Source organism: Streptococcus sp. SS-4456 (genome assembly GCF_036680365.1).
In the GTDB taxonomy this organism is placed as follows: domain Bacteria; phylum Bacillota; class Bacilli; order Lactobacillales; family Streptococcaceae; genus Streptococcus.
On record NZ_JAVIHI010000003.1, the window covers coordinates 90,312 to 112,841 of the forward strand.

The following is a 22,530-nucleotide window of genomic DNA, read 5'->3' on the forward strand; positions in this document are numbered from 1 at the left end:
GAGTTAGTGATTAGATAGGTACCTTGTTATGGGACGCTAACATTACAAATTATTTAAATCAACTCTTTTAATGGTAAACGAGATAAATGAACTAACTCTTCCTCATATACTTTCATTAACTTATTTTTTATATGTTCTTCATTATCATCAACAAATTTTAAGTAATTAAATAATTCAACCTTAGATAAATCGTCTTGAAGATTTATATAACTATCTTCACATTTTGTATAACGGCAAACCTCTTTCATTTTATTCTCATATGCTAAGGCTACAAATGGTATTGAATTTTTTGCTGCTAAAACTATACTATGATATCTCATCCCTACCATTAAACGTAGTTGTGAGATTGCTCTATCGTATTCCTCAGCTGTCTTTACATCATCTCTAACTACAATATTATTCACATCCAAACCATTATTAATTAGTGTATCTTTTACTTTAAATATATATTCAAATTCCTCTCGACTACCAATATGGGGAATTATATCAATACTATAACCTCTTACCTTGCAAAAATATGCAATGGCTGGTACTAAATATTTTAATACTTCTTCTGACATATTTCTTCCTTGAAATTCAGGATGCCACCCCAGCAATGTGATAACCAGGCCAATTTTATTCATATCTCTCTTGTCGTGTATTGGCATTAGTGAAAATGCTGTGTCTACACCAAGCTCTGAGGAAAGTCCAATCTTTTCCAAATAGTCCTTACTCCTCAGCTCTCTAACATATAATTTTGATTTTTTTAATACTTTATAAGCTAAAAAGTCAAACAATTTATTTCCGCTAGAACCAATTGTATTTAAGCAAAATATTGGAGTTTTTTTCTCCTTTATTACAAACAAGAGCCTTATTAAAAACGCCCAATCTTTATAAATACCTATACTTGCTCCACATGGTGTAACGTAAATATGATCAGCTTCTTTTATTACATTCGACATTTCTTTCATTGTTTCATTTGCAAAACAAATTGAATCGAATAAAGTATTTCTAAAGAGCAAGTATTTTATAATTCCCATTTTTCCTATGTTTTTTAATCTTAAATCTACATGTCTATGAGAAACTCGACTATCTTCAAAATCCAATTTATAAGCCGAATTATATATAACATCAATTTTTTGAATAAACTTATTTTTTAATAAATTTTGAATTAAGGCCGTACCTGCCGCCTCGTCACCTCTATTTTCGGTATATTGATTAATTACAACAATTTTCATTTCGCTTTCCTTTTCATTAAATTAACAATTCCAAATATCATTTTTTTATTAATAAAAATATAAAAAAATAGGTAAATAACAACATAAGTAATCTGTACAAAAATATTATCTTGGCTTAATATCACATGAGATAAAAATAAAAATATAATTGCCCCAACTGTAGATTCAGTAATCACTTTTTTCAAATTAAAAATTTCTTTTAAATTAACTATTCTTAAAATAAATAGAACAATATAGCAAATTAAAGTAGACATCGCCGCCGCAATAAGTCCAAATAAATTAATAAACAAAAGATTTAACAATATATTTATTCCAGCAGCAATTAAAGTCGAAACACCATTTACCTTTGTATTCATTTTCCCAATTAAGATACCACCAAGATATTGAGATAGATTTAAAAAAACTGTACCTAAAATTAAAATTGGTACTAAATTAATCCCATTACCGTACTCTTCTCCCAATAAAAATTTATAGAGTAATGGTGTAATTACAATTATCCCAATACCACTTGTAAAGAGGAAAGTAAATAGTTTTTCATATGTTGATTGATAGAATTTATTTCTAATATCCACTTGATCTTTTGAAGAAATAATAGCAGTTTGTTGCCAAGCAAGGTTAAAAATACTATAAAACACAGCAATTAAGGTAGGAATTTTAGTACTAACTGCATAAATTCCATTTTGATCACTTCCTAAAAAAATCCTAATTAGAGTTCGATCCGAAACACTTGTAATCCACCATGAAATTGCATTCGGTAATAATGGAATCGCATACAATAGAAGCTGTCTCGTTGTTATTTTATTAAAAGGGGTTGTAAAAAATTCACTTAACAGATTTTGTGATACAACTATTCCGATACTAATTAATAAATAACAAAATCCAAAAGCAATTAATAAACCATCAACAGCTAATTTCAACACATTAGTAAAAAAATATGAAGAAATAATTGTCAAGAATCCTAACAAGATATTTACAAAAGAGTATTTAGTCAATTCATTAAGCCCTCTTAAATACTCACTTAAAAAAATATAAATTGAATATGAAATTACACAGAAAGTGAAAGAAAATTGGTACTGAAAACGCAAAACAAAGCAAATGAAAGATATGGCTAAAAATAAATTAATTAGAACCAAGACAAAACTTGATTTAAAATATTCACCAGCCGACTCTTTTTTTTCAAGTGTAAATCTCAAAACAGCTTGCTCTAGCTGCATAGTAATAAATGGGACTACTAAAGAAATATAACTGAAAAGTAAATCAAAGTCTCCATATTCTTCGGTTGTCAACCAAACTGTGAAAAAAGGAACAAGCAAAAAGGAAATTGCTTTCGAAAAAACATTACCAATTCCTATAATAATTGTATTTGTTAGTAATTCTTTTTGCCTATTCATTTCTACGCCTTCCAAAAAATATATTAACGTTTAATATTTGTTTTAATATTATAGCAGATGCCAAATTAATAATAGTAACTTTTGATGTAAATACATTAGAAAAAAAAGACATGAAAATTGCAACAATTGTTGCTGAATATAAAAAGAATGTAGCAAAATCTTTGTTAAATTTAAATAATTTATATGTTATTCCTGACCAAAATCCACAAATAAAAGTTAAGATTATCATACCCAAAAACTTTCCATCTTGTGCAAAATCTTGAAACATTGTTCCAGTCGTCATAGTTTTAATTCGCAGAATATTTTTCCATTCAGAATTCATTTCGAAAATTTTTGATTCAAAAAGGCTGTTTAAACCAAAAATATCTATTATAGCTCCAAATGTTTTTAAACCATTAAACGATTGAGTACTATTACTAAGGTAATTAAACAAATTATCAAAATTAAAAGACACATATAGATATGGTTGTGTTAAAAAAGACAAACTACTAGGTAATTTCATTCTATAAGAATAATATAATGTATCTAATGAGACACCGTACATATCTTTGTATACGAACTCAAATAAAACAATGAATACAAAAATAGAACTAATGAATATTACTAACATATTTTTTATATTTATCTTTTTTCTGAAACTATTATATGCAATCAAATAAAGAACAATCATATACATTATTTGGTATTTATTTGATAATAAAAATGCAATTACAAAAATTGTTAAAAAATAAATCCAAAATAATAATCCATTACTATTCTTATTGAAACGATCATATAATATCAATCCCCAAAAAGAAGATTGTGTAATTACTATACTTCCCCAACCAGAAACAAAATATTCTGCTCTATTTGACTTACTAAGTGCAGGGGGTGCTCCTAAAATCGACACCATCATAAAAAAAGAAAAAATAATTGTAACCCACATCACAAATGAGATTACTCTCATCATATTTGAGGAATATTTCACTACACTCATCGTATTACTAACTGAAAAATAATTTGAAATTATTTCCCCGATAAAAAAAATAATAACTAAAAAAATAATTAATAAAGTAAACCAAATCGGATAAAAATTTTGTAAATCTGATAATCGAAATGTTGTCATCAGATATGTTGACAAAATAATAATTGAAAAAATCACAGATGGTTGAAGGAAATCAATTGAATCTTTTGATTTTAAAAAAATCATCAAAGTAAATAATAAAATCGCTAAAAATATTGGTGTTATCATAGTAATTTCCTTAACATAATGATAGCTTGTTCTGATTTTTCAATCAGTAATTTTCTATTGTATTTATAGTAAAATACTTTTAATAAAAATAAGCGCACTTGATAAGCTATAATCATAGATTTTATCGTATTTATTGAAGTTGAAGTATCATGATATTTTTCAACAAATTTTTTCATATTTTCAAATAACTTTTGTTGTTTAGAATAATTTATATTTTGCGATTCACTAGCACCCCCAATATGTATTAATGACGAATTAACTAAATAGATAATTTTTTTCCCAAGAATATTGTTCATTTTTTTACAAATGTCCATATCCTCAGTATACATGAAATAATCAGTTGAAAATCCATCAATTTCTTTTGCTTCCTTTGTTCGTAGAACCATTTCAGCACCAATTACCCAATCTGGCGAAAAATCTTTATTTGCCCTATAATAATTTAAGAAAAACCTTTTTCTCATAAAATTTGGAAATAATTTCCCTAAATGTAAAACTTCCGAAAACATTGACCAGGGAGTAGCAAAATTATAATAAGATTGTTGATGGCTTCCATCTGGATTCCTTAATTGACTTGCAACAATTCCTACTTCAGGAAATGATTCTAGTGCATCTATTGATGGTGAAATAATATCCTCTGTCAGGATTATGTCCGGATTTATATAACAAATATACTGAGTTTCTACTAATCCTAAAGCTATATTATTAGCACCTGCAAAACCTAAATTTTTTTCATTTTGAATTAATTGTGCATCTGGAAATTTATTTAAAATTAGATAAGTCGTATTATCCGTAGAACAATTATCTACAATTATAACTTTTGATCCCATAGGTGAAAATTTATATATTGAATTCAAGCAATTTTCAATTTCTTTTTCATTATTCCATGTGACAATAATATATGTTACATCTCTTTTTTCTTTCAATTTATTTTACTCTTTATTTCTTTATTTCTTTATTTCTTTATTTCTTTATTTATTTCTTTATTTATTTTTGCTATGTCCCTATAACTAATTCTAATAACTCGCAAGTTTAGTAATACATTAGGGATATATTTTTTCAATTTTTGAATCCTTTTATTTCCTTCTTTCAACCAACTTCCAGTATATTGGTGAATACTATATGTATTTTCTGTAACTGTAAGTTTTGATGTATCCGCATTCAATGGGCAAAAGAAGTCCACTGGGTAAACATTCAACCCTTGTAACTTTTGAATTTCTTTACTATACTTTTTTCCAATTCTTAATCCACATTTTTGTAAGCCAACGGTATTTGAAGCAGGACAAGGAATTTTATTTAAATCGCCAGATTTTAGAATAAATTTTTTATTTTCATAAATGGAAAGCATAGATTTAATACAAGGATTCTCTTTTGCGGCTGCAAATCCAAGCCCCGTAGCGACTTCAACAGGATTCTGAAACCCAATAAAACCGACTCCTGACTGGATCAAAGGTTCAATATTTCTAATTAGTTCAACATCAGTATCTAAATATACACCTCCTAGATCATGAATTATTTTTAACCTAGCATAATCTGAAACAAAAGCCCATTGTTTTGCTTCATATGCTTCTTTGCAGTACACATTGGAATTAATATCAAAGTTAGATTCATCCCACCTTTTAATTTCGAAGTCTGGACAATATTTACTCCAAGATTCCATATATTTTTTATATTCGTCTGGAATTTGATTCCCACCAAACCAACAATAATGAATAACTTTTGGTATCATCTATTTTCTCCTTTTATCTATGGATTAGCTTATAAATAACTTCCCGTAGTTTATTGGGCAATATACAAACTATCATATGTGGTATTACACTTGTAAAAATTTTCGCGAATCCAATCCACCCTTTCTTTAACATCCAAAGATTAATATCTAAAAAATTTTTAGCATACTTAAATCCTCCTCGGCGGAGATATAAATCAGTCGGGACTCGCATTAATACAATTGGATCCTGAATATTTGCTCCGACTTGTCCATCCATCAACATTCTAATCCATAAATAATAATCTTCAAGTAACGGAAATCTTTCAGAATAACCTCCGACAGCATGAACGGCACTTTTTTTAAACAAAATCGCTGGATGATTGAATGGATTTCTTGATTTAGAAAACTTTATTATTTCTTCATGTGTATTCGGCAAACGTCTCACTCCAGAAATTATATTAGGATTTTCCACAAATTCATTTACAGTTCCAGAGATAATTGAAAGTTCAGGATGTTTTTTGAGCAAATTAAATTGTTTTTCGATTCTGTTAGGCAAACTTATATCATCTGAATCCATCCTAGCAACAAATTCATTTTTACATTTTTTCAAACCGTAATTTAGAGCATTACCCAAACCTAAATTCTTATCTAAACGATAAACATTTAAACAATCGCCAAAAATAATGCTCATCTCTTGTATAGTCGAATCTAATTCTTTTGTCAAGGGACCATCACAAACAAGTACAAAATCATTTGATTTAATAGTTTGATTAGCCATACTTAACATGGATTCCCTCAAAAAATCTGGTTTCTCTTTATAATAAACTGACATTAAAATTGAATATTCTTGCATTTTAAGTGTTTCAACCCCTATTTTCAGATAAAAATATTGAGTCTAAATATCCATTTACTTGATAATCAAAATTATAAATAGACATCTCTTTTTTATATACTAAATTTCCAAACAACTTATTAAATTGACCACTATTTGAAAGTAGTCGAATAAAAGGGTTAAAAACGGTCAAAAGAATTGTGTTTTTCCCATTAACCTCTCGAATGGTGCGAACCAATTCACTTGTACAGATATATTCGCTGTTCTGAGGAAAATAAAGGCCTTCCAACTCCAATTCGATAGTTTTTCTTACAAATTCCAATAAATTATCAATATAAATCATACTTCGCTGATTTTCAATCTTCGGAAAAATTGCAGTTATTTTCGCTAATTTTGAAAGTCTTGAATAATTTCCTGTTGCATTTGGTCCATAAACCATCGGAGGGCGCAAAAATACAACTTTAAATGAGTCTGAATTAAGTTTTTCTAATAACTTTTCAGCCTCCAGTTTAGATTTACCGTAATAGGTTGTCGGAATTTCTTTAGTATCGAATGAAATTTCCTTATATTGATTACCATAAACACTCATACTACTAAGAAATATAAATTGTTTCACACCTTGTGTTTTTGCCATATTTGCTAGTTTTACAGGTAAATCTCTGTTAACAGAAAAATATAAATCTGGATTTATGTTTTTTTCATTTTTATGAACAATAGCTGCAACATGAAAAATAGAATCATAGGGAGAGAAATCAAATTCTACCCACTTTGGATTCAATAAATCCAAAGTATCAATCTCAAAATCAACATCATTTTCTATGATATATTTTTCAAAAGAAGTGCCAATATAGGAATTAGCACCAGTTATCAATACTCTTTTCATATATTTTAATCCTTTTTTATGTTCCCTGTTCCACCTTCAACAACACCTTCACTTCTGGCTACACTGAGGAATGTACCTAAGAAACATTTAATATCCATACCTAGACTCATATTTTGAACATAATATCCATCCAATTTTGACTTTTCATCGATTTCCAATTCATCACGACCATTAATTTGAGCCCAACCAGTCAGACCTGGACGAATATCATTTGCACCATATTTATCTCGCTCCTCAATCAAATCGTATTGATTCCACAGGGCTGGACGTGGACCAACAATGGCCATTTCTCCTTTGAAAATATTGAATAGCTGAGGTAATTCATCGAGACTAGTCTTTCGTAGAAAAGCTCCTACTTTTGTAATCATCGCTGTAGGATCCTTCAAAAGATGAGTCGGCATATCACTTGGTGCGTCAACGTACATAGAACGGAATTTATAAATCATGAAGTAAGTCTTATCTTTTCCAACTCTCTTTTGCTTAAATAGTACTGGTCCCTTTGAATCCAACTTAATCATAATTGCAATGATCAAGAGAACTGGACTCAGAACAATAATAGCAATCCCTGAGATAATAATTGCTAAAATACGTTTACAAATTGGATACATTTCACATCTCCCTTTTTACCAAATATACTTATTATAAAGATAGTTTGTAGCACTTAGTTGCTATTATCTGAATCTTAATAAATAGTAATATTGTTATTAATTAGATATTCCAACCTTCCTAGAACTTAAACATCGTTTAAACTCTAGGAAAGTAAAAATATTTTTTACTTTCTTATTCTTGTTTTGCAAATTCAATCAAGATATCTTTTAATTCACTTCTATCTTTTTGGAGTAATCCATTGATAAATGAATTGACTATGTCCGACTGCTTATTTGTAACGCGACCCACAAATATTTTTTCATGAATCTGTTCGCTGACACGTTCTTTTGTTGATAACAATTCCTCGTAGAGTTTCTCGCCTGGTCTGATTCCAGATTCTACAATCCCGATTTCTTCCTCTGTATGTCCACTTAACAAGATAACTTTTCTTGCCAATTCCAGGATTTGTACTGGCTCGCCCATATCCAAGACAAAGATTTCTCCGCCTTTTGCCAAATGTCCAGCTTGGATAACCAAACGACTTGCCTCAGGAATCGTCATGAAATAACGAGTCATCCTAAAGTCGGTAACCGTAACAGGTCCACCTTTTCTAATTTGCTCTTTGAAGAGCGGAACAACACTTCCACGACTACCTAGAACATTCCCAAAACGGACTGCCGCAAATTGAGTCTGACCTGGCTCGTTTAAACCTGTTACAATCATTTCTGCAACACGTTTAGTCGCTCCCATGACATTTGGTGGATTAACAGCTTTATCTGTTGAAACCATAACAAATTTGGCAACCTTTGCAGTTTTAGCCGCCTCAGCCACATTCTTCGTTCCAAAAATATTATTCTTCACTGCTTCATGTGGATTATATTCCATCAAAGGAACATGCTTATGTGCTGCAGCATGATAAACAACATCGGGTTGATATTCAGCCATTATGCTAAAAATCAATTCTCTATCTTGAATATCTGCAATGAGAGGTACCAACTCAATCTTGCCTTGGTACTTTTCCAGTAACTCTCGATGAATGAGATAGATTGAATTTTCTCCATGCCCAAGCAACAACAAGCGTTTAGGCGTAAACTTAGCAATTTGACGACATAACTCTGAACCGATAGAGCCACCTGCTCCTGTGACAAGGATTGTTTTCCCTTTGAAAAACTGATTCAATTCCTCCTGATCCAAAACAACCTCTGGTCGACCAAGAAGGTCTGCTACGTCAATTTCCTGAAAGGCACTAACAGACATGTTCCCCGCCATAATGTCCTCAATGCTCGGCATATTATTGACGGTCACTCCTGTAGTTTTACAGATTTCAACAATCTTCTCACGCTCTTTACCATTTAAAGAAGGGATGGCAATCGTTACTTGGTCAACAGCTAATTCCTCTACCAATCGTGGAATATCGTTTCGGTTTCCTAAAACTTTGGCGGTGCGGATAAATGTTCCAAGTTTATTTGGATCACGATCAACGATACCGACAATTTCAAAATTCAATTTTCGATCTTTGACAGTATTGATAAAAATATTACCGCCATCTCCAGCACCTACAACTAAGATTCTTAGCGGGCTATCCTTCTTACGAATGGCATTTTTTCTCGTCTCATGTAAAACTTTCCAAACAATTCTCGGGGTAATGAGCATTACAAATGACAAAAATAAGGAAACCAGGATGAAACGATAACTAAAAGCCTGCCACAACACCGTTGAGATAATTAAAAACAATGAGTGAGTAGATATTAAACTAAGTCCAATTTTTACATAACTCTGATACCCTGTGTAACGCGTAATTAATGAAAAGACTTTTAATCTATACGATAGAATCAAATAAAAAATTGATACGAAAAAAACTGCAAGAATGAAGCGTTCATCTGGAATATCAATAATAACATCCAAAAACAACCTGCTCAAAATCATGGTAACTATAAGAAGACACGTATCCATACACATTAGTATCAATCGTTTACTGTTGCGCTCTAACAGTTTATCGGTAACAGTTCCTAAATCCATTTTTCTCTCCACAATCTAGAGTAACCAGTTTAAATCGCCTGGTTTTTTAATAGCATAAGAGGATTCTTTTTCAGCAACGCTTTCGCTTTATCTTTGCCAAATTCCTCTGTTAGTAACTTATAAGCCTCCTTCATTAACGGAGGTCTACTAGATAAATTATGCATATCACTAGCAACACAATGTACTAAATCCTGCTCTAAAAAATACTGAGTGCGTTTTTTTAATTCTTTTGCTCGATCACCAATTAAAGTGGGCTTCAGCACATGATTACTATTTACCTGAGTATAGCATCCCTTGTCAATTAACTCTTCTACTCTCTCTGCATGAAACGCTAGTGCATCATATCGTTCTATATGGGCAAGTACGGGAGTTAGCCCAAGTAGCGTCACTTCGTTCACTGCCTCTTGAATCTCTTTCCAGGGAGTATTCATACTGAACTCCAAAAGAATATAGCGCGAGCCATTAAGCGTTGGTACTTTCTTTTTTTCAAGTTTGCTTAAGATATCTTTACTATAATACAATTCAGCACCATAGCACAATCGTATTTCAGGATAAACTTCTGCTACTGCTTCTTTAAGTTGAAGAAAGTTAGTCATGATAACTTTTTCTGGTGTTTCAAACATCCCTTTTCGTCTATGAGATGTCGCCACGATATAGCGAACACCTTGACGACAAGCTTTACCTATCAAACTCAGACTCTCTTCAATAGTTTTGGGGCCGTCATCCACACCAAATATGATATGCGAATGAATATCAATCATACTAACACCTACTTATCAAACTTATATTATCTGAGAAATTAAGCTTTTTTGCCGTAATTTCCGTAGTTTCCGTATTCACCAGACTTCTCAGTGGTAATATCATATTTGTTCAAGATAACGCCTAAGAACGGTGTGCCTGTTTGATCCAACTGCTCTTTTACTTTTTTCAAAGATGAGCGCTTAACATTGCCTGCTTCTGCTACCAGCACCATCGCATCACATTTCTGTGCAATGATAGCTGCATCAATTACCAGTCCTAATGGTGGACAGTCAACGACAACATAATCATAATAGCGACGAAGAGTCGCAAGTAAATTTTCAAAATTCTTACTTTGTAAAAGTGCAGTAGGGTTAGGTGAAACCTTTCCTGACTCAATGACGGTCAAGTTTGGAATATCTGTATCGCATAATCCCTGAGACAAGTCTGTTGTCCCTGCTAGGTAATCCGTCAAGCCTGTAATCTTTGTAATTGGCTTGAAGAAACCAGACATGACTGAATTTCGTATATCTGCATCCACCAAAACGGTCTTATAACCTGAACGGGCATAGGCAATAGCGAGACTAGCCGCAGTTGTACTCTTACCTTCATTCGATTGAACAGAGGTAATGCCAACAACCTTAATATCCGCTCCGCTAAGCTGAATGTTGGTACGGATGGCATTGAAATATTCTTCTGTCTTATTTACCAATTCTTTTTTCGTACGTGCAATTTCTAACGTTGCCATATTGTTCTCCTATTTCAATTTCTTCGAATCTGGTACTACACCAAGCAAGGTTAAGCCCATTACCTCTTCAATATCCTGAGGGCGTTTGACACGGTCATCCAAAACTTCCATAACTAGTACAAGAGCTGTTGCCAAGATACCACCAGCTAATAAACCAAGTATTATATTTCGTTTTGTATTTGGAGTGGTTGGTTCTTCCGCTGGGACTGCTTCTTCAAGTGTTGTCACATCACTTACTTTGGTGACCTCAACAATCTTTTGCGCCGCAAAGGTACGAAGACTATTTGCAATACGTGCCGCTTCATTTGGATCCGCATCACGCACGGAGATAGAAACGATACGAGTATCAACAGGGATAGAAACTGAAACCTTTTCTTTTAAGTTCTCGTTCAAGTTCAACTCTGTAGCTACCTGCGTCAGTACATCGTGTGATAGAATAATTTCCTTATAGTCTTTTACCAAATAGGTACCTGCTTGTAACTCTTGGTTAGTCAAGCCCGCACCGGCTTCAACATTTTGACTCACTACATAGATACGGGTAGTGGAGTCATATTGTGGAGTTACCAAAAAACTGCTATAAACAAATGCCAGCCCTGCTCCTAATACCGCAGTTACTAGAATGAAGATTTTTTTTCTCCAGATTGTTTTCAATAATGATAATACATCAATTTCGATTGTATTTGATTCTTGATTATTCATAATTTCTCCTAATTTATTTACTATTGTCCGTCCAAGACTGCTTGGATGGCTGATTTTACTTGTGTTAAACTATCTTGACTGATTTCCAGCATGTAGAGTTGGGAGCCCGGCATCGCATAGGATGGTAAATCCATACGACCTGAGCCTGTCAAAGCTTGAGATTCCACAGTAAATTGACTTCCAGACTCTAGCTGCCGATTGACTAAATCCATAATAGTTTCAATCGATAGGTCAGTTTGAATAGAACCTTCCAAACCTTTCAGAATGGCCTGGTAGTTACCTAAATTCTCCGACGAACTAAGTTTCTTAATCAAGGCTGCAATGACTTTCTCCTGATTTTTTCCTCGATCATTATCTCCATTGGCTAAGGAGTAGCGTTCTCGAACAAAAATTAAGGCACTCTCCGCATCCAAATGAACAGTTCCAATAGGAAAATGGTGTCCTCCGCTTGTAAACTCTTGGTCATTATATACATCAATCCCCCCCACCAAATCAATCAACTGCAAGAAGGAAGTAAAGTTGAGTCGGATATAGTTACTAATGTCAGTACCATAAAGATTTTCTAAGGTGTGCACTGAGGCGTTAACACCATAAATCCCAGCATGTGTTAGTTTATCGTATTGATTTTGCCCACCATCTGCAATAGCAACGTATGAATCTCGTGGAGTAGTTGTCAATAAAATCTTATGTGTCGTACGATTGACAGTCATAATGATATTGACATCTGAACGCGAAACAGATGAAATTGGACCGTAAGTATCTATACCACTAATGTAGATATTGAAGCTATCACCACTAGCTTGTTCTACCGCTGTTTCAACTGGTTTAGACATTTTGAAACTGTAGATTTTCTTCACTTTGGAAGAAAAATCTGGGTCTTCACTTTCCAGAATATTTGTGAAAACTCCGTTTAAGACCATAGCCTGACTTTCGCCATTCATCATAGCTTGATAGGCAGACAAGTAAGAACTGGTCGGCATAGTTGCCAACTGAACCGATTTGGTCGTAGACACATCCTGCAATAGGGCCGAAACATTGTCCTGATCATATTCAGCTGGAGCCAGCAAACTGGTTAGCTGACTAATATCACTGATATCACTACTTGCTGGAACCACAATACTCATTTCATATTCTGAAAAGGAAGCATTTGAATTCAGCTGGCTAGAAAAATCAACTACCTCTCGCATACCATAGACACCAGCTGAGGTGACAAGTAGCGAAAGGAGGAGAACAACTGTTGTGAAAATTGACAATTTCTTGCGCCATATCAACCAAATAGTGAAAAGTGCTAGTCCAATACTTACACCTGTAACGATATGGTTCAAATACCTAAAATTTAAGATTTGGTATCGATACATACTAAATAAAAACAGGCACAGGAACATTAGATAGGCAACCCACAAGCCCCAATTGACCATTCGGAGTATTGTGGGCTTCTTTCGACCACTTCTCTTCTTCATAACTAACCTTTCTTCCAATAGTATTCTTCTCATTATAACACATACTTCCAAGAATATCTACCTAGTTGCTACCCAAGAAAACGCTCTACTGCATGGAGAAAGCGTTATTTTACATCTATCTTATTGCGGTCGTTTGAAGACGATGGTCTGGGACGTAGATTGTTCTGGACAGTAGTGAAAACCATCGCCATCAAATCCTTTTATTTCTTCTAGATCTTGAATATTGTGTTTAGCCAACCACGAAAGCATCCGGCCACGGCCTTTTTTGGAGATGGTTGAATGGACTTTTAGCTGACCATTTTTCTCTTCCTTGAAAATAATCTTGACCAATTTTTCCTGCACTTTTGGTGAAAAGACTTGTTCAAACTCTGACGAAGCAAGTGAGAGCAGGACATCTTCATCAATCACCTCTGCATCATAATAGGGACGCCAGTATTGTTTTAATGATTGTTTACCAATCTTTAAATTTCCCTGAAAGTCAAGACGATGGGGTGAAATGAGTTCAAATGGAGAAATGAGACCATATAAGGCTGTTGCCACCCGTACATGCTTCTTGTGATAGTTCTCCTCTTCTGCTGTCAGGTCCCTTCTAGTCATGTAACGATACATAAGACCATCATATAGTTGCCAAGCCGGGTAAGACTTGGCTTGACCTTGCCTAATCCTCTGCCATCGATCCAGTTCTAACTGGGCCTTGTCCTCGGATAATTTATATAAACTAGCCAGCTCTTCAAGGCTATATTGACCAATAGCCTCTAGGACCGATATGCTAGTATCAGACAGGGTTTGAAAGGCTTGATTATCCAGATTGGTATTTAGTTCTTTGGCGTTAGGAATAATGATTTTCATTCCCTCATTATACCATATAACTACTTGGCTTCTCAAAGTAAACAAGCTGGCTCGACCTTGTTTTTCCCAAAAAATTACCTTATACTAGTCTTAATTATTTCTGTAGGGGGACAGTTACAATGGATAAGTACCAGCGCATTATTCAGGATATCTTAGAGGGGATTGAAAACAATCAGTTTAAACGTGGGGAAAAACTGCCCTCTATTCGACAACTCAGTCAGAACTACCAGTGCAGTAAGGATACTGTTCAGAAGGCCATGTTGGAACTAAAATACAAAAACAAGATTTACGCAGTAGAAAAGAGCGGCTACTATATATTGGAAGACAAAGATTCTAAAAACCAAATGGTTGAACTTGACCCTGCGGATTTTCAGGAGCTGCCTTATGAGGATTTTCGAGTGTGCCTACATGAAAGTCTGATCGGGCGGGAGAACTATCTGTTTAACTACTACCATCAGCAAGAAGGGCTGGCAGAGTTAATCTCCTCTGTTCAACATCTCTTGATGAACTATCATGTCTACACAAAAAAAGACCAACTGGTTATTACAGCTGGTAGTCAACAGGCCCTCTATATCTTGACCCAGATGGATTTCGGGCCTGAGAAAACTGAAATATTGCTAGAAAATCCAACTTATTCCAGGATGGTTGAGTTGATGCAACATCAAGCTATCCCCTATCAGACAATTGAACGAGATTTTGATGGCATTGACCTGGTCAAGTTGGAAAAAATCTTTCAAACTGGAAAAATTAAATTCTTCTACACCATTCCTCGTCTGCACAATCCTCTGGGAAGCACCTACGATACAGCAAGTAAAACTGCCATTCTGAAGCTAGCTAAGAAATACGGGGTCTATATTATCGAAGATGATTATCTGGCAGATTTTGATTCTAGCAGAAGCCTGCCCCTCCACTATCTAGACACCGATAATCTGGTCATCTATATCAAATCCTTTACCCCAACTCTCTTTCCAGCCTTGCGGATTGGTGCCATCAGTCTGCCCCAGCAGTTGAAGTCTGCTTTTATTAAACATAAGAGCTTGATTGACTACGATACCAACCTCATCATGCAAAAGGCTCTTTCCCTCTATATCGACAATGGAATGTTTGCCCGTAATACCCAAAATCTCCATCAGGTTCATCATGCCCAGTGGTTAGATATAGAGACCAACATGGACGAAACTAAACTAAATATTCCCTATCGCATTTCCAAAGGAAGCGTGACCTTCCAGCTGAAAAAAGGCCAGGTCAGTCCATTTATAGAGAAACAACTTGAAGGAGCAGCCTTCTTTTCTGGAGAGGAACATGATTTTCTACAAATCAAGTACACTAGTGATTTTAAGACAAGACTGGAAACATTCTTAGAGAAAATGACAATGTGAGGACAACATTTGAAATAGATTCCCTACTAGCTATACCGTATTGCGAAACAAAGATCCTCAAACCTGTAGCTTGAGGACCTTCTAGTATCTAAGTCATTTTCAAAATGAACTCTTATTTTGAATTTATTTCATAACCCATCAAGAGTCCACCTTCTTCAGCGTAGAAGCTACAGAGTCCAGATGTTGCAACTTGGTCAACAACAGCATTTGGGAAACTTGCTTTTACAAGTTCTGAAAACTGTTGGAAAAACTTAGCGTTATTACGGTGAGCCATTACGATACGGCCTCCATTGTAGCCAGCCTTCTTCATCTCATCCAAGGCAGCTGTGACAGATTTCTTATGACCACGCGCTTTCTGGAGCAATTCTAGCTTCCCTTCGCTACTAGCTTCCCCAACCATACGGATATTGAGAAGGCCAACGACTGTTCCAAGCAATTTGCTGAGACGACCATTTTTCACCAAGTTATCAACCTTGGCAAGGACAAAAAGCAATTTACTATTTTCTTGGTAGGTGGTGATGGCTTGTACAAGCTCTTCAAACTCTAATCCTGCTGCGATCAGACGGTTGATTTCGTCAACAATGAGATCCATTTCCCCGCCAGCTGAAAGGCTATCAATGAGATGGATATTGACTTCAGGATGTTCCTCGACGAACATATCACGCGCCACACGAGCAGCATTGAAACTACCTGACAAACCACCTGTCAAGGTTATAACAACAACATTTTCCGCTCCCTCAAATGCTGTCTGATAGGCCTGTGGACTTGGACAGGCAGAACTAGCTGCTTCAGAAGAGGCGTACATCACCTCCATCATCTTGTCAATGTCCAAGTCAGCCTGGTCAACAAAGGTGTCTGCACCAATCTGAATGGTCAAGGGCACACTGACAAATTCTGTATCAGGGGCAAGGTTATTTAACTGACGATAATCACAGCCTGAATCTGCAACGATTTTCCATTTTTTCATGTTCTACTCATTTCTAGTATTACTTTTTTATTTGACAATAGCAGACTATTTCCTTACAATTATATCATTAAACTAGTCCTTCTGAAAGCATTTTCTTTCAGATGTAACAGTCAGGAAAGGAAAGCTATGGCAGAACGTAAGATTTCACCAACTTCTTTAAAAAATCTCTATCAATCCAATAAAGAAACCAATCAACTGACCAAAGAATCCATCGAAACAGCTCTGCTATTTCTCCTAGAAAAAAAGGACATCAAACAGATTTCGGTATCCGAGTTGGTCAGAAAGGCTGGTGTGTCACGCAATGCCTTCTACCGCAATTACAAGTCCAAAGAAGAGATTTTGGAAACCTACTACGAGCGGACTTCTAGCAACCTTAAGAAGAAATGGCAAGACTTGCAGGACAAGGTTCAAAAGGATGGCGTCAAGCAGAGTTTTGCAGAGTTTGTCCAGGAGCAAAAACGCAAGGCAGAGCAAAGCAAAACCTTTTCCAATGTCAGTCAATGGATCAAAGAAAAAACAAAACGGGATTAAAAAGTCCTGTTTTTTTGTGCTTTCTCACCAAAAAAACTTGACCAAAATGGCCAAGTTTTTAAGGAGATTATGAAAATATTTAGGATTGACTATAGTATATCTCAACTGCCAACCGTTTCCATCGGTCTTAGGAATGAAAAATACGTTGCAACCAAAAATTTTCTACATCTAATCTATTTTTTACCCAATTTCCTCGTCTTTTTGAGGGCGGCAGCGACTGCCTTGATAATGGCGTAGCGGAAGCCTTCTTTTTCAAGAGCTACCACGCCTGCGATAGTCGAGCCGCCTGGCGAGGTCACTTCCTGTCTCAGCTGGGCTGGGTGCTTATCGCTGTTCAAGACCATCTGAGCAGTTCCAGCAAAGGCTTGAGCCGCCAAAACCTTGGCATCCTGAGCCGTCAGCCCATTTTGCACACCGGCATCCGTCAGAGCCTCAATCATCTGATAGACAAAGGCCGGTCCGCAGCCTGCGATAGCCGTCGCTGCGTCGATCAGGCTCTCTGGCACTTGCTGGACCTTGCCTGATTTTTCTAGGATTTGTTCCAATAGCGGAGCGAGCTCTTGATTGACCAAGCTATAGGTTATCATGCCTTGGCCGATAGCGACTGGTGTATTGGGCATGATACGGATGAGTTTGTCTGCCGACACATATTCTGCCAGGCTGTCAAGGGTCACACCCGCTGCCATGGAAATCCAGATAGCTGACGGATTCTGGCTAATCTGGTCCTGTAAGCCTGACAAGACTGACTGAATCAGGTGAGGCTTGACCCCAAGGAAAATCACCTCAGCCTGCTCTGCTATTTCCCCATTAGAAAAAAGCTGACCACCTAACTGCTCTTGAAGAGCCTGGGCTTTTGCTGGGTTGTGGTTGCTGAGGAGGAGCTGGGTGTCTGGTTGCTGGCTGACCGCTTGGGCCAGGGCCGCTCCCATGTTGCCAAGTCCGATAAATCCAATCTTCATCCTGTCCTCCTAACGAATGTGCCCGTCGCCTGTGATGATGTACTTGTAAGTGGTCATTTCACGCAGTCCCATTGGACCACGGGCGTGCATCTTCTGAGTGGAAATGCCCAACTCACAACCCAGACCGAACTCGCCGCCATCTGTGAAGCGAGTCGAGGCATTGACATATACTGCCGCCGAGTCTACGTAGAGCGTAAAGAGGTCTGCTGTCTGGCTGTTTTCTGTCACAATGGCCTCGCTGTGTCCTGTTGAATGCTGGGCGATGTGACTGATAGCCTCTTCTACGTTTGAAACGACCTTGACCGCCATGACATAGTCCAGAAATTCTGTATCAAAATCTTGGTCGCCTGCTGGTGTGGATTGGTTGAGAAGAGCCTGTGCCTGACTGTCAGCACGTAATTCCACCTGATCAGAAAGAGCTTCCTCTAAACGAGGCAAGAACTGGCTGGCTATTTCTTCATGAACCAATAAAACTTCAGCCGCATTACATGCTGAGGGACGATTAACTTTTGCATTGACGGCAATTTGTAAAGCCTTGTCCAAGTCCGCATCCTTGTCCACATAGACATGGCAGATGCCTGTACCTGTTTCGATAACTGGCACAGTCGCATTTTCTACTACGGCTTGAATAAGCCCTGCACCGCCACGTGGCACCAAGAGGTCAATCTTGCCTTTGGCAGTCATCAATTCGGTCGCAGAGGCACGGCTAGTATCTTGGACTAGTTCGATAACCTTGGGTGACAAGCCGACCACTTCTAGTCCAGCTTTTAAAGCTGAAACAATGGCCTGAGAAGAATGAAAGGCATCCTTACCTCCGCGCATAATGACTGCGTTGCCACTCTTGATGGCCAATCCTGCAACATCTGAAGTCACGTTTGGTCGGCTTTCGTAAATCATTCCTACCAATCCAAAGGGTATTGATTTCTTGCGAATATGTAACCCATCTGCCCGAGTGGATTCTTCCAAGGTCAAACCAACTGGATCTGGCAAGCCAATCAAGGCACGAATACCGTCTGCCATGGCTTCAATCCGCTCAGCTGTCAGGAGCAATCGGTCCTGCATAACTTGGCTGATTTTACCTTGGGCATTTTCCATATCGATGGCGTTGCCAGCTAGGATTGCCTCAGTTTGGGCAACCAACTGGTCTGCCATGGCTGATAGGGCTTGGTTTTTTTGTTCGGTTGTTGCCAGGTTGATAGAGGCCTTATGGGCCAATAAACTGTCTAATAATGCTTGTGTTGTCATATCTTTCTCCTATTTAGTCTTTCAGTTTACTCGTTCGTCAATATAATCAAGACAAACTGAACGACTATAAACTCACCCAATCGTTGCGGTGAATCAATACGCCTTCCGCTCTGCCATTTTCCAACTGGTCCTGCAAGTCCTTGGAGGACAGTTTGACGCGGCCCTTGCCAATCAAACGGTGGTCTGCTTGACTGTAAACTTCCACGACCTGTCCTACTTCAAAGTCGCCTTCCAGGGCTTTGACACCAGCAGCTAACAAACTGCGGCCCTGGTGCAACATGGCCTCAACCGCACCAGCATCCACTTCAACTGCTGCATCTGTCCGAGCATAGAAGGCCATCCACTGCTTGCGTTGATTCATGGCATGGTCATCTGCTAAAAAGAGGGTGCCACGATTGGCTTGAGTGACCGCTTGTAAAAGGGCCGTATCCTCTTTTGAAGAGCAGATAAAGACTGGTACGCCTGACTTGGTCGCAATCTGCGCCGCCTGTAATTTGGTAGTCATGCCACCCGTTCCGTTGGACGTTCCTGCTCCTGCTGCCATGGCAAATAAATCTTCCGTAATTTCCTTAATCTTTGGCAAATGTTTGGCGTTGGGATCGCTATTAGGATTGGCCGTGTAAAGTCCATCCACATCTGTCAAGAGCACCAAGAGATCTGCTTTCAAGAGAGAAGCCACTTGGGCAGATAAAGTATCATTGTCCCCTACCTTAATCTCCTCAATGGCAATGGTATCATTTTCATTGATAATGGGAATAGCACGTTGTTTGAGTAAGACCTGCAAGGCTTGAGAGGCATTCTGGTAACGTCTGGCATCCGCAAAATCATCCTGGGTCAACAAGATCTGAGCTGACACAATGCCATCTTTCATCAGGTTCTGCGTGTATTCCTCAATCAAGAGTCCCTGACCCACCGCCGCAGAAGCCTGTTTCTCCGCAATCTTAGTCGGCCGCTTGTCAAATCCCAATCTCCGAAAACCAGCAGCAATCGAGCCTGAAGTCACCAGTACAATCTGGTAGCCTTTCTGGTGCAATTGAGCCAACTGATTGGTAATCCGAGCAATCTTAATCCGGTCTAAACTCCCATTTTCTTGCGTCAGAGAACTAGTCCCCACCTTAAATACAATCGTTTTTTCTGTCATAATCTCTTCTCACAAAAACTAATATTTGGAAAATTATACCATATTTTAATCATAAAGAAAATCAATGATATGTAGTAGTATGAAGCAAAGGAAATCATTCCTAATGATGAGGAGCATGACAAAATGTAATATTTTCAAACACTAAAAGAAAGGGAGTGGGAAAGAACTCAACTAGTCAAAAACATACTAAGATTAGTAGTGAAGAAATCTCCGATGGGAGAGAGTACTCACTATTTTTTCTTTATGATAAAGTAGAGGTGTCTTATTAAGTCGAGAACTCTTTTGACACTAGACGTCACATCAAAAACTGGCAAGACACCTGTTTTAGAAAGAATGTTATCAAAGTATGTGGGACGCCTGACGTCGAGTATTGAAAATGACATCACTAAAACAAGGAATCATTCAAGACAAAGAGGTAATATCATGCGTGCAGTTTTTGGGATTGATGTGAGTAAGGCAAGTTCAGAAGTGGCCATCCTAGTCAATGGTGAGAAAGTTCATGGCTATACCATGTCCAATGACGCCTTTGGCTTTGCTCGGCTACTTGGCGATTTGAGAACCGTCCATAAGCCAGAAATCATCTTTGAAGCAACAGGTGTCTATTCTCGTCGTCTTCAAGCTTTTCTGGATGAACATGGCTACGCTTATACACGGCTTAATCCCCTAGAAGCTAAGAAGCAACTAGATAGCTTGCGTGTGCGGAAAACAGATCAAATTGACGCCGAAAAACTGGCTCAATCTCAATTTGTGCTGAATCGTAAACCCACTTATGTCCAAGAAGAAGTCTACCAAAACTTGCGGGCTCTCAGCCGTTTCTATCAGAATCTGACCGAGGACATTGTTCGAGCTAAAAACCGTCTGCACAAGGTCTTACAAGTCACTTTTCCTGAATTGGAAAATATCTTATCAACACCATCTGGCGAACAATACTGGAACCTGGTCATAGCTTTTCCTTGCAAGGACTTCGTGCTTGATTTAAGCAAGGACGAACTCTCAGAAAGCATTCGTCAGTCCACCTCAAAACGTATTTCTGACAAGCGTGTGGCGTACTTAGCTGAGAAGCTGATAGCACTAGCTAATCAATCGTATTGTGCCGTCAAGAAAACCTCTCCAATACTAGAAGAGGTGCGTTACTATGGAAAAGAATTACTTCGGCTTTCTGAACAGAGACAAACTGTCCTAGACCAAATGGTAGAACTAGCTCAGCCATTACCTGAATATGACATTCTGCTCTCTATTCCTGGAATAGCTGAGACTACTGCAACAAGTATTATTGGTGAACTGGGAGATATTCGCCGTTTTCAGTCTGCCAATCAAATCAATGCCTTTATCGGTATTGACCTGAGACACTATGAATCTGGTAACTTCCTCGCTAAGGAACACATTACCAAGCGTGGCAATCCCTACGCTAGAAAGATTCTGTTCAAATGTATTCACAATATCGCTTCAGCCAGTCACACCAATCCTTGCCATATCGCCGACTTTTATGAGAAACGAAAAAGACAATCGCAAACGACTTCTACGAAGCCACACACGATTGCCTCCATACATCGTCTCATTCGGACAATGTATTACCTCATAACGCATAACAAACTTTACGATTATCGTTCTACCCAAAATCAGTAAGATTGTTTATGCTATATTATTGTAACACCTTATCAAAAAATTTCAACATAAGGTGTTGCTTTTGTATTCACTTTTTACACTAAAATTTAGTCTAAAATAAAATAATTTCCTTATTTTGACTACTGAACTCAAAATATTTTTCATCAAATACCTTGATAAGCTTGACAAATGGTAGAAAAAGAGTTCGTCTTCCCACCCCCGCACAGTTGATTAGGTCAGATTTGGAGCGTGAAACACGAACAAATCTGCCAATCAACCACTGCGCTGAGATGTTGACACGAACTCTGAGAAGTGGCTTTAGACTTTTTACCCAGCCTCGATA

21 protein-coding genes are annotated in these 22,530 nt (G+C 37.1%); 3 read left to right on the top strand and 18 right to left on the bottom strand.

Annotated elements, in window-relative coordinates; genetic code table 11:
• Positions 1 to 53 precede the first annotated feature (53 nt).
• The 14 genes from RFK25_RS01720 to yaaA all read right to left on the bottom strand — a co-directional run bounded on the left by RFK25_RS01720 (position 54) and on the right by yaaA (position 14,360).
• Complete coding sequence (locus tag RFK25_RS01720; RefSeq protein ID WP_238708478.1) at positions 54 to 1,217, bottom strand: polysaccharide pyruvyl transferase family protein; 1,164 nt, start codon at positions 1,215 to 1,217, stop codon at positions 54 to 56.
• Positions 1,214 to 2,608: a lipopolysaccharide biosynthesis protein gene (locus RFK25_RS01725; protein WP_238708477.1), complete on the bottom strand. Its 1,395-nt coding sequence runs from the start codon at positions 2,606 to 2,608 to the stop codon at positions 1,214 to 1,216. Before RFK25_RS01725 ends, RFK25_RS01720 begins: the two co-directional genes overlap by 4 nt.
• Positions 2,601 to 3,839, bottom strand: a complete 1,239-nt coding sequence (locus tag RFK25_RS01730) for an O-antigen polymerase (protein ID WP_332410994.1) — start codon at positions 3,837 to 3,839, stop codon at positions 2,601 to 2,603. The genes RFK25_RS01725 and RFK25_RS01730 overlap by 8 nt, the downstream gene beginning before the upstream one ends.
• The gene (locus tag RFK25_RS01735; protein WP_238708475.1) at positions 3,836 to 4,762 is read right to left on the bottom strand and encodes a glycosyltransferase family 2 protein; all 927 of its coding nucleotides are present in this window, start codon (positions 4,760 to 4,762) and stop codon (positions 3,836 to 3,838) included. The genes RFK25_RS01730 and RFK25_RS01735 overlap by 4 nt, the downstream gene beginning before the upstream one ends.
• A gap of 29 nt (positions 4,763 to 4,791) precedes the next feature.
• Positions 4,792 to 5,565, bottom strand: coding sequence for a glycosyltransferase family 32 protein (locus tag RFK25_RS01740; RefSeq protein WP_332410997.1), 774 nt, complete (start codon positions 5,563 to 5,565; stop codon positions 4,792 to 4,794).
• 13 nt (positions 5,566 to 5,578) lie between these two features.
• Complete coding sequence (locus RFK25_RS01745) at positions 5,579 to 6,397, bottom strand: glycosyltransferase (protein WP_238708473.1); 819 nt, start codon at positions 6,395 to 6,397, stop codon at positions 5,579 to 5,581.
• A gap of 10 nt (positions 6,398 to 6,407) precedes the next feature.
• The gene (locus RFK25_RS01750) at positions 6,408 to 7,259 is read right to left on the bottom strand and encodes an NAD-dependent epimerase/dehydratase family protein (protein ID WP_332410998.1); all 852 of its coding nucleotides are present in this window, start codon (positions 7,257 to 7,259) and stop codon (positions 6,408 to 6,410) included.
• A 5-nt stretch (positions 7,260 to 7,264) separates the two neighbouring features.
• Positions 7,265 to 7,867 (bottom strand): sugar transferase, encoded by a 603-nt coding sequence (locus RFK25_RS01755; RefSeq protein WP_332411000.1) that lies wholly within the window; start codon positions 7,865 to 7,867, stop codon positions 7,265 to 7,267.
• Between the two features lie 172 nt (positions 7,868 to 8,039).
• On the bottom strand, positions 8,040 to 9,866 hold the full coding sequence (locus RFK25_RS01760; protein WP_332411002.1) for a polysaccharide biosynthesis protein: 1,827 nt from the start codon (positions 9,864 to 9,866) through the stop codon (positions 8,040 to 8,042).
• Between the two features lie 29 nt (positions 9,867 to 9,895).
• Positions 9,896 to 10,627 carry a capsular polysaccharide biosynthesis protein Cps4B gene (gene cps4B / locus RFK25_RS01765; protein WP_332411003.1) on the bottom strand — a complete coding sequence of 244 codons (732 nt, stop codon included), beginning with the start codon at positions 10,625 to 10,627 and terminating at the stop codon, positions 9,896 to 9,898.
• Positions 10,628 to 10,665: 38 nt separating this feature from the next.
• Positions 10,666 to 11,352: a tyrosine-protein kinase gene (locus RFK25_RS01770; RefSeq protein ID WP_332411005.1), complete on the bottom strand. Its 687-nt coding sequence runs from the start codon at positions 11,350 to 11,352 to the stop codon at positions 10,666 to 10,668.
• 9 nt (positions 11,353 to 11,361) lie between these two features.
• Positions 11,362 to 12,051 carry a YveK family protein gene (locus RFK25_RS01775; RefSeq protein ID WP_332411007.1) on the bottom strand — a complete coding sequence of 230 codons (690 nt, stop codon included), beginning with the start codon at positions 12,049 to 12,051 and terminating at the stop codon, positions 11,362 to 11,364.
• Positions 12,052 to 12,071: 20 nt separating this feature from the next.
• Positions 12,072 to 13,511, bottom strand: a complete 1,440-nt coding sequence (cpsA, locus tag RFK25_RS01780) for an LCP family glycopolymer transferase CpsA (protein WP_332411009.1) — start codon at positions 13,509 to 13,511, stop codon at positions 12,072 to 12,074.
• A 120-nt stretch (positions 13,512 to 13,631) separates the two neighbouring features.
• Positions 13,632 to 14,360 carry a peroxide stress protein YaaA gene (yaaA, locus tag RFK25_RS01785; RefSeq protein ID WP_332411011.1) on the bottom strand — a complete coding sequence of 243 codons (729 nt, stop codon included), beginning with the start codon at positions 14,358 to 14,360 and terminating at the stop codon, positions 13,632 to 13,634.
• Between the two features lie 119 nt (positions 14,361 to 14,479).
• On the opposite strand from yaaA, the gene RFK25_RS01790 reads away from it, so the two are divergent.
• Entirely contained in the window at positions 14,480 to 15,739 is a 1,260-nt protein-coding gene (locus RFK25_RS01790) for an aminotransferase-like domain-containing protein (RefSeq protein WP_332411012.1), read from the top strand.
• A 112-nt stretch (positions 15,740 to 15,851) separates the two neighbouring features.
• Here the strand turns inward: RFK25_RS01790 and RFK25_RS01795 are convergent, their stop codons facing one another.
• Complete coding sequence (locus RFK25_RS01795) at positions 15,852 to 16,706, bottom strand: DegV family protein (protein ID WP_332411014.1); 855 nt, start codon at positions 16,704 to 16,706, stop codon at positions 15,852 to 15,854.
• A gap of 126 nt (positions 16,707 to 16,832) precedes the next feature.
• Between RFK25_RS01795 and RFK25_RS11740 the strand changes: the two genes are divergently transcribed.
• On the top strand, positions 16,833 to 17,237 hold the full coding sequence (locus RFK25_RS11740; RefSeq protein ID WP_105113426.1) for a TetR/AcrR family transcriptional regulator: 405 nt from the start codon (positions 16,833 to 16,835) through the stop codon (positions 17,235 to 17,237).
• 173 nt (positions 17,238 to 17,410) lie between these two features.
• Here RFK25_RS11740 and proC read toward each other — a convergent pair whose 3' ends face one another.
• The 3 genes from proC to proB form a co-directional block, all read right to left on the bottom strand.
• Positions 17,411 to 18,196 carry a pyrroline-5-carboxylate reductase gene (gene proC, locus RFK25_RS01805; protein ID WP_332411015.1) on the bottom strand — a complete coding sequence of 262 codons (786 nt, stop codon included), beginning with the start codon at positions 18,194 to 18,196 and terminating at the stop codon, positions 17,411 to 17,413.
• 9 nt (positions 18,197 to 18,205) lie between these two features.
• Positions 18,206 to 19,441, bottom strand: a complete 1,236-nt coding sequence (locus tag RFK25_RS01810; RefSeq protein WP_332411016.1) for a glutamate-5-semialdehyde dehydrogenase — start codon at positions 19,439 to 19,441, stop codon at positions 18,206 to 18,208.
• Positions 19,442 to 19,505: 64 nt separating this feature from the next.
• The gene (gene proB, locus RFK25_RS01815; protein ID WP_332411017.1) at positions 19,506 to 20,582 is read right to left on the bottom strand and encodes a glutamate 5-kinase; all 1,077 of its coding nucleotides are present in this window, start codon (positions 20,580 to 20,582) and stop codon (positions 19,506 to 19,508) included.
• Between the two features lie 423 nt (positions 20,583 to 21,005).
• On the opposite strand from proB, the gene RFK25_RS01820 reads away from it, so the two are divergent.
• Entirely contained in the window at positions 21,006 to 22,208 is a 1,203-nt protein-coding gene (locus RFK25_RS01820; RefSeq protein WP_332411019.1) for an IS110 family transposase, read from the top strand.
• The last annotated feature ends 322 nt before the right edge of the window (positions 22,209 to 22,530 follow it).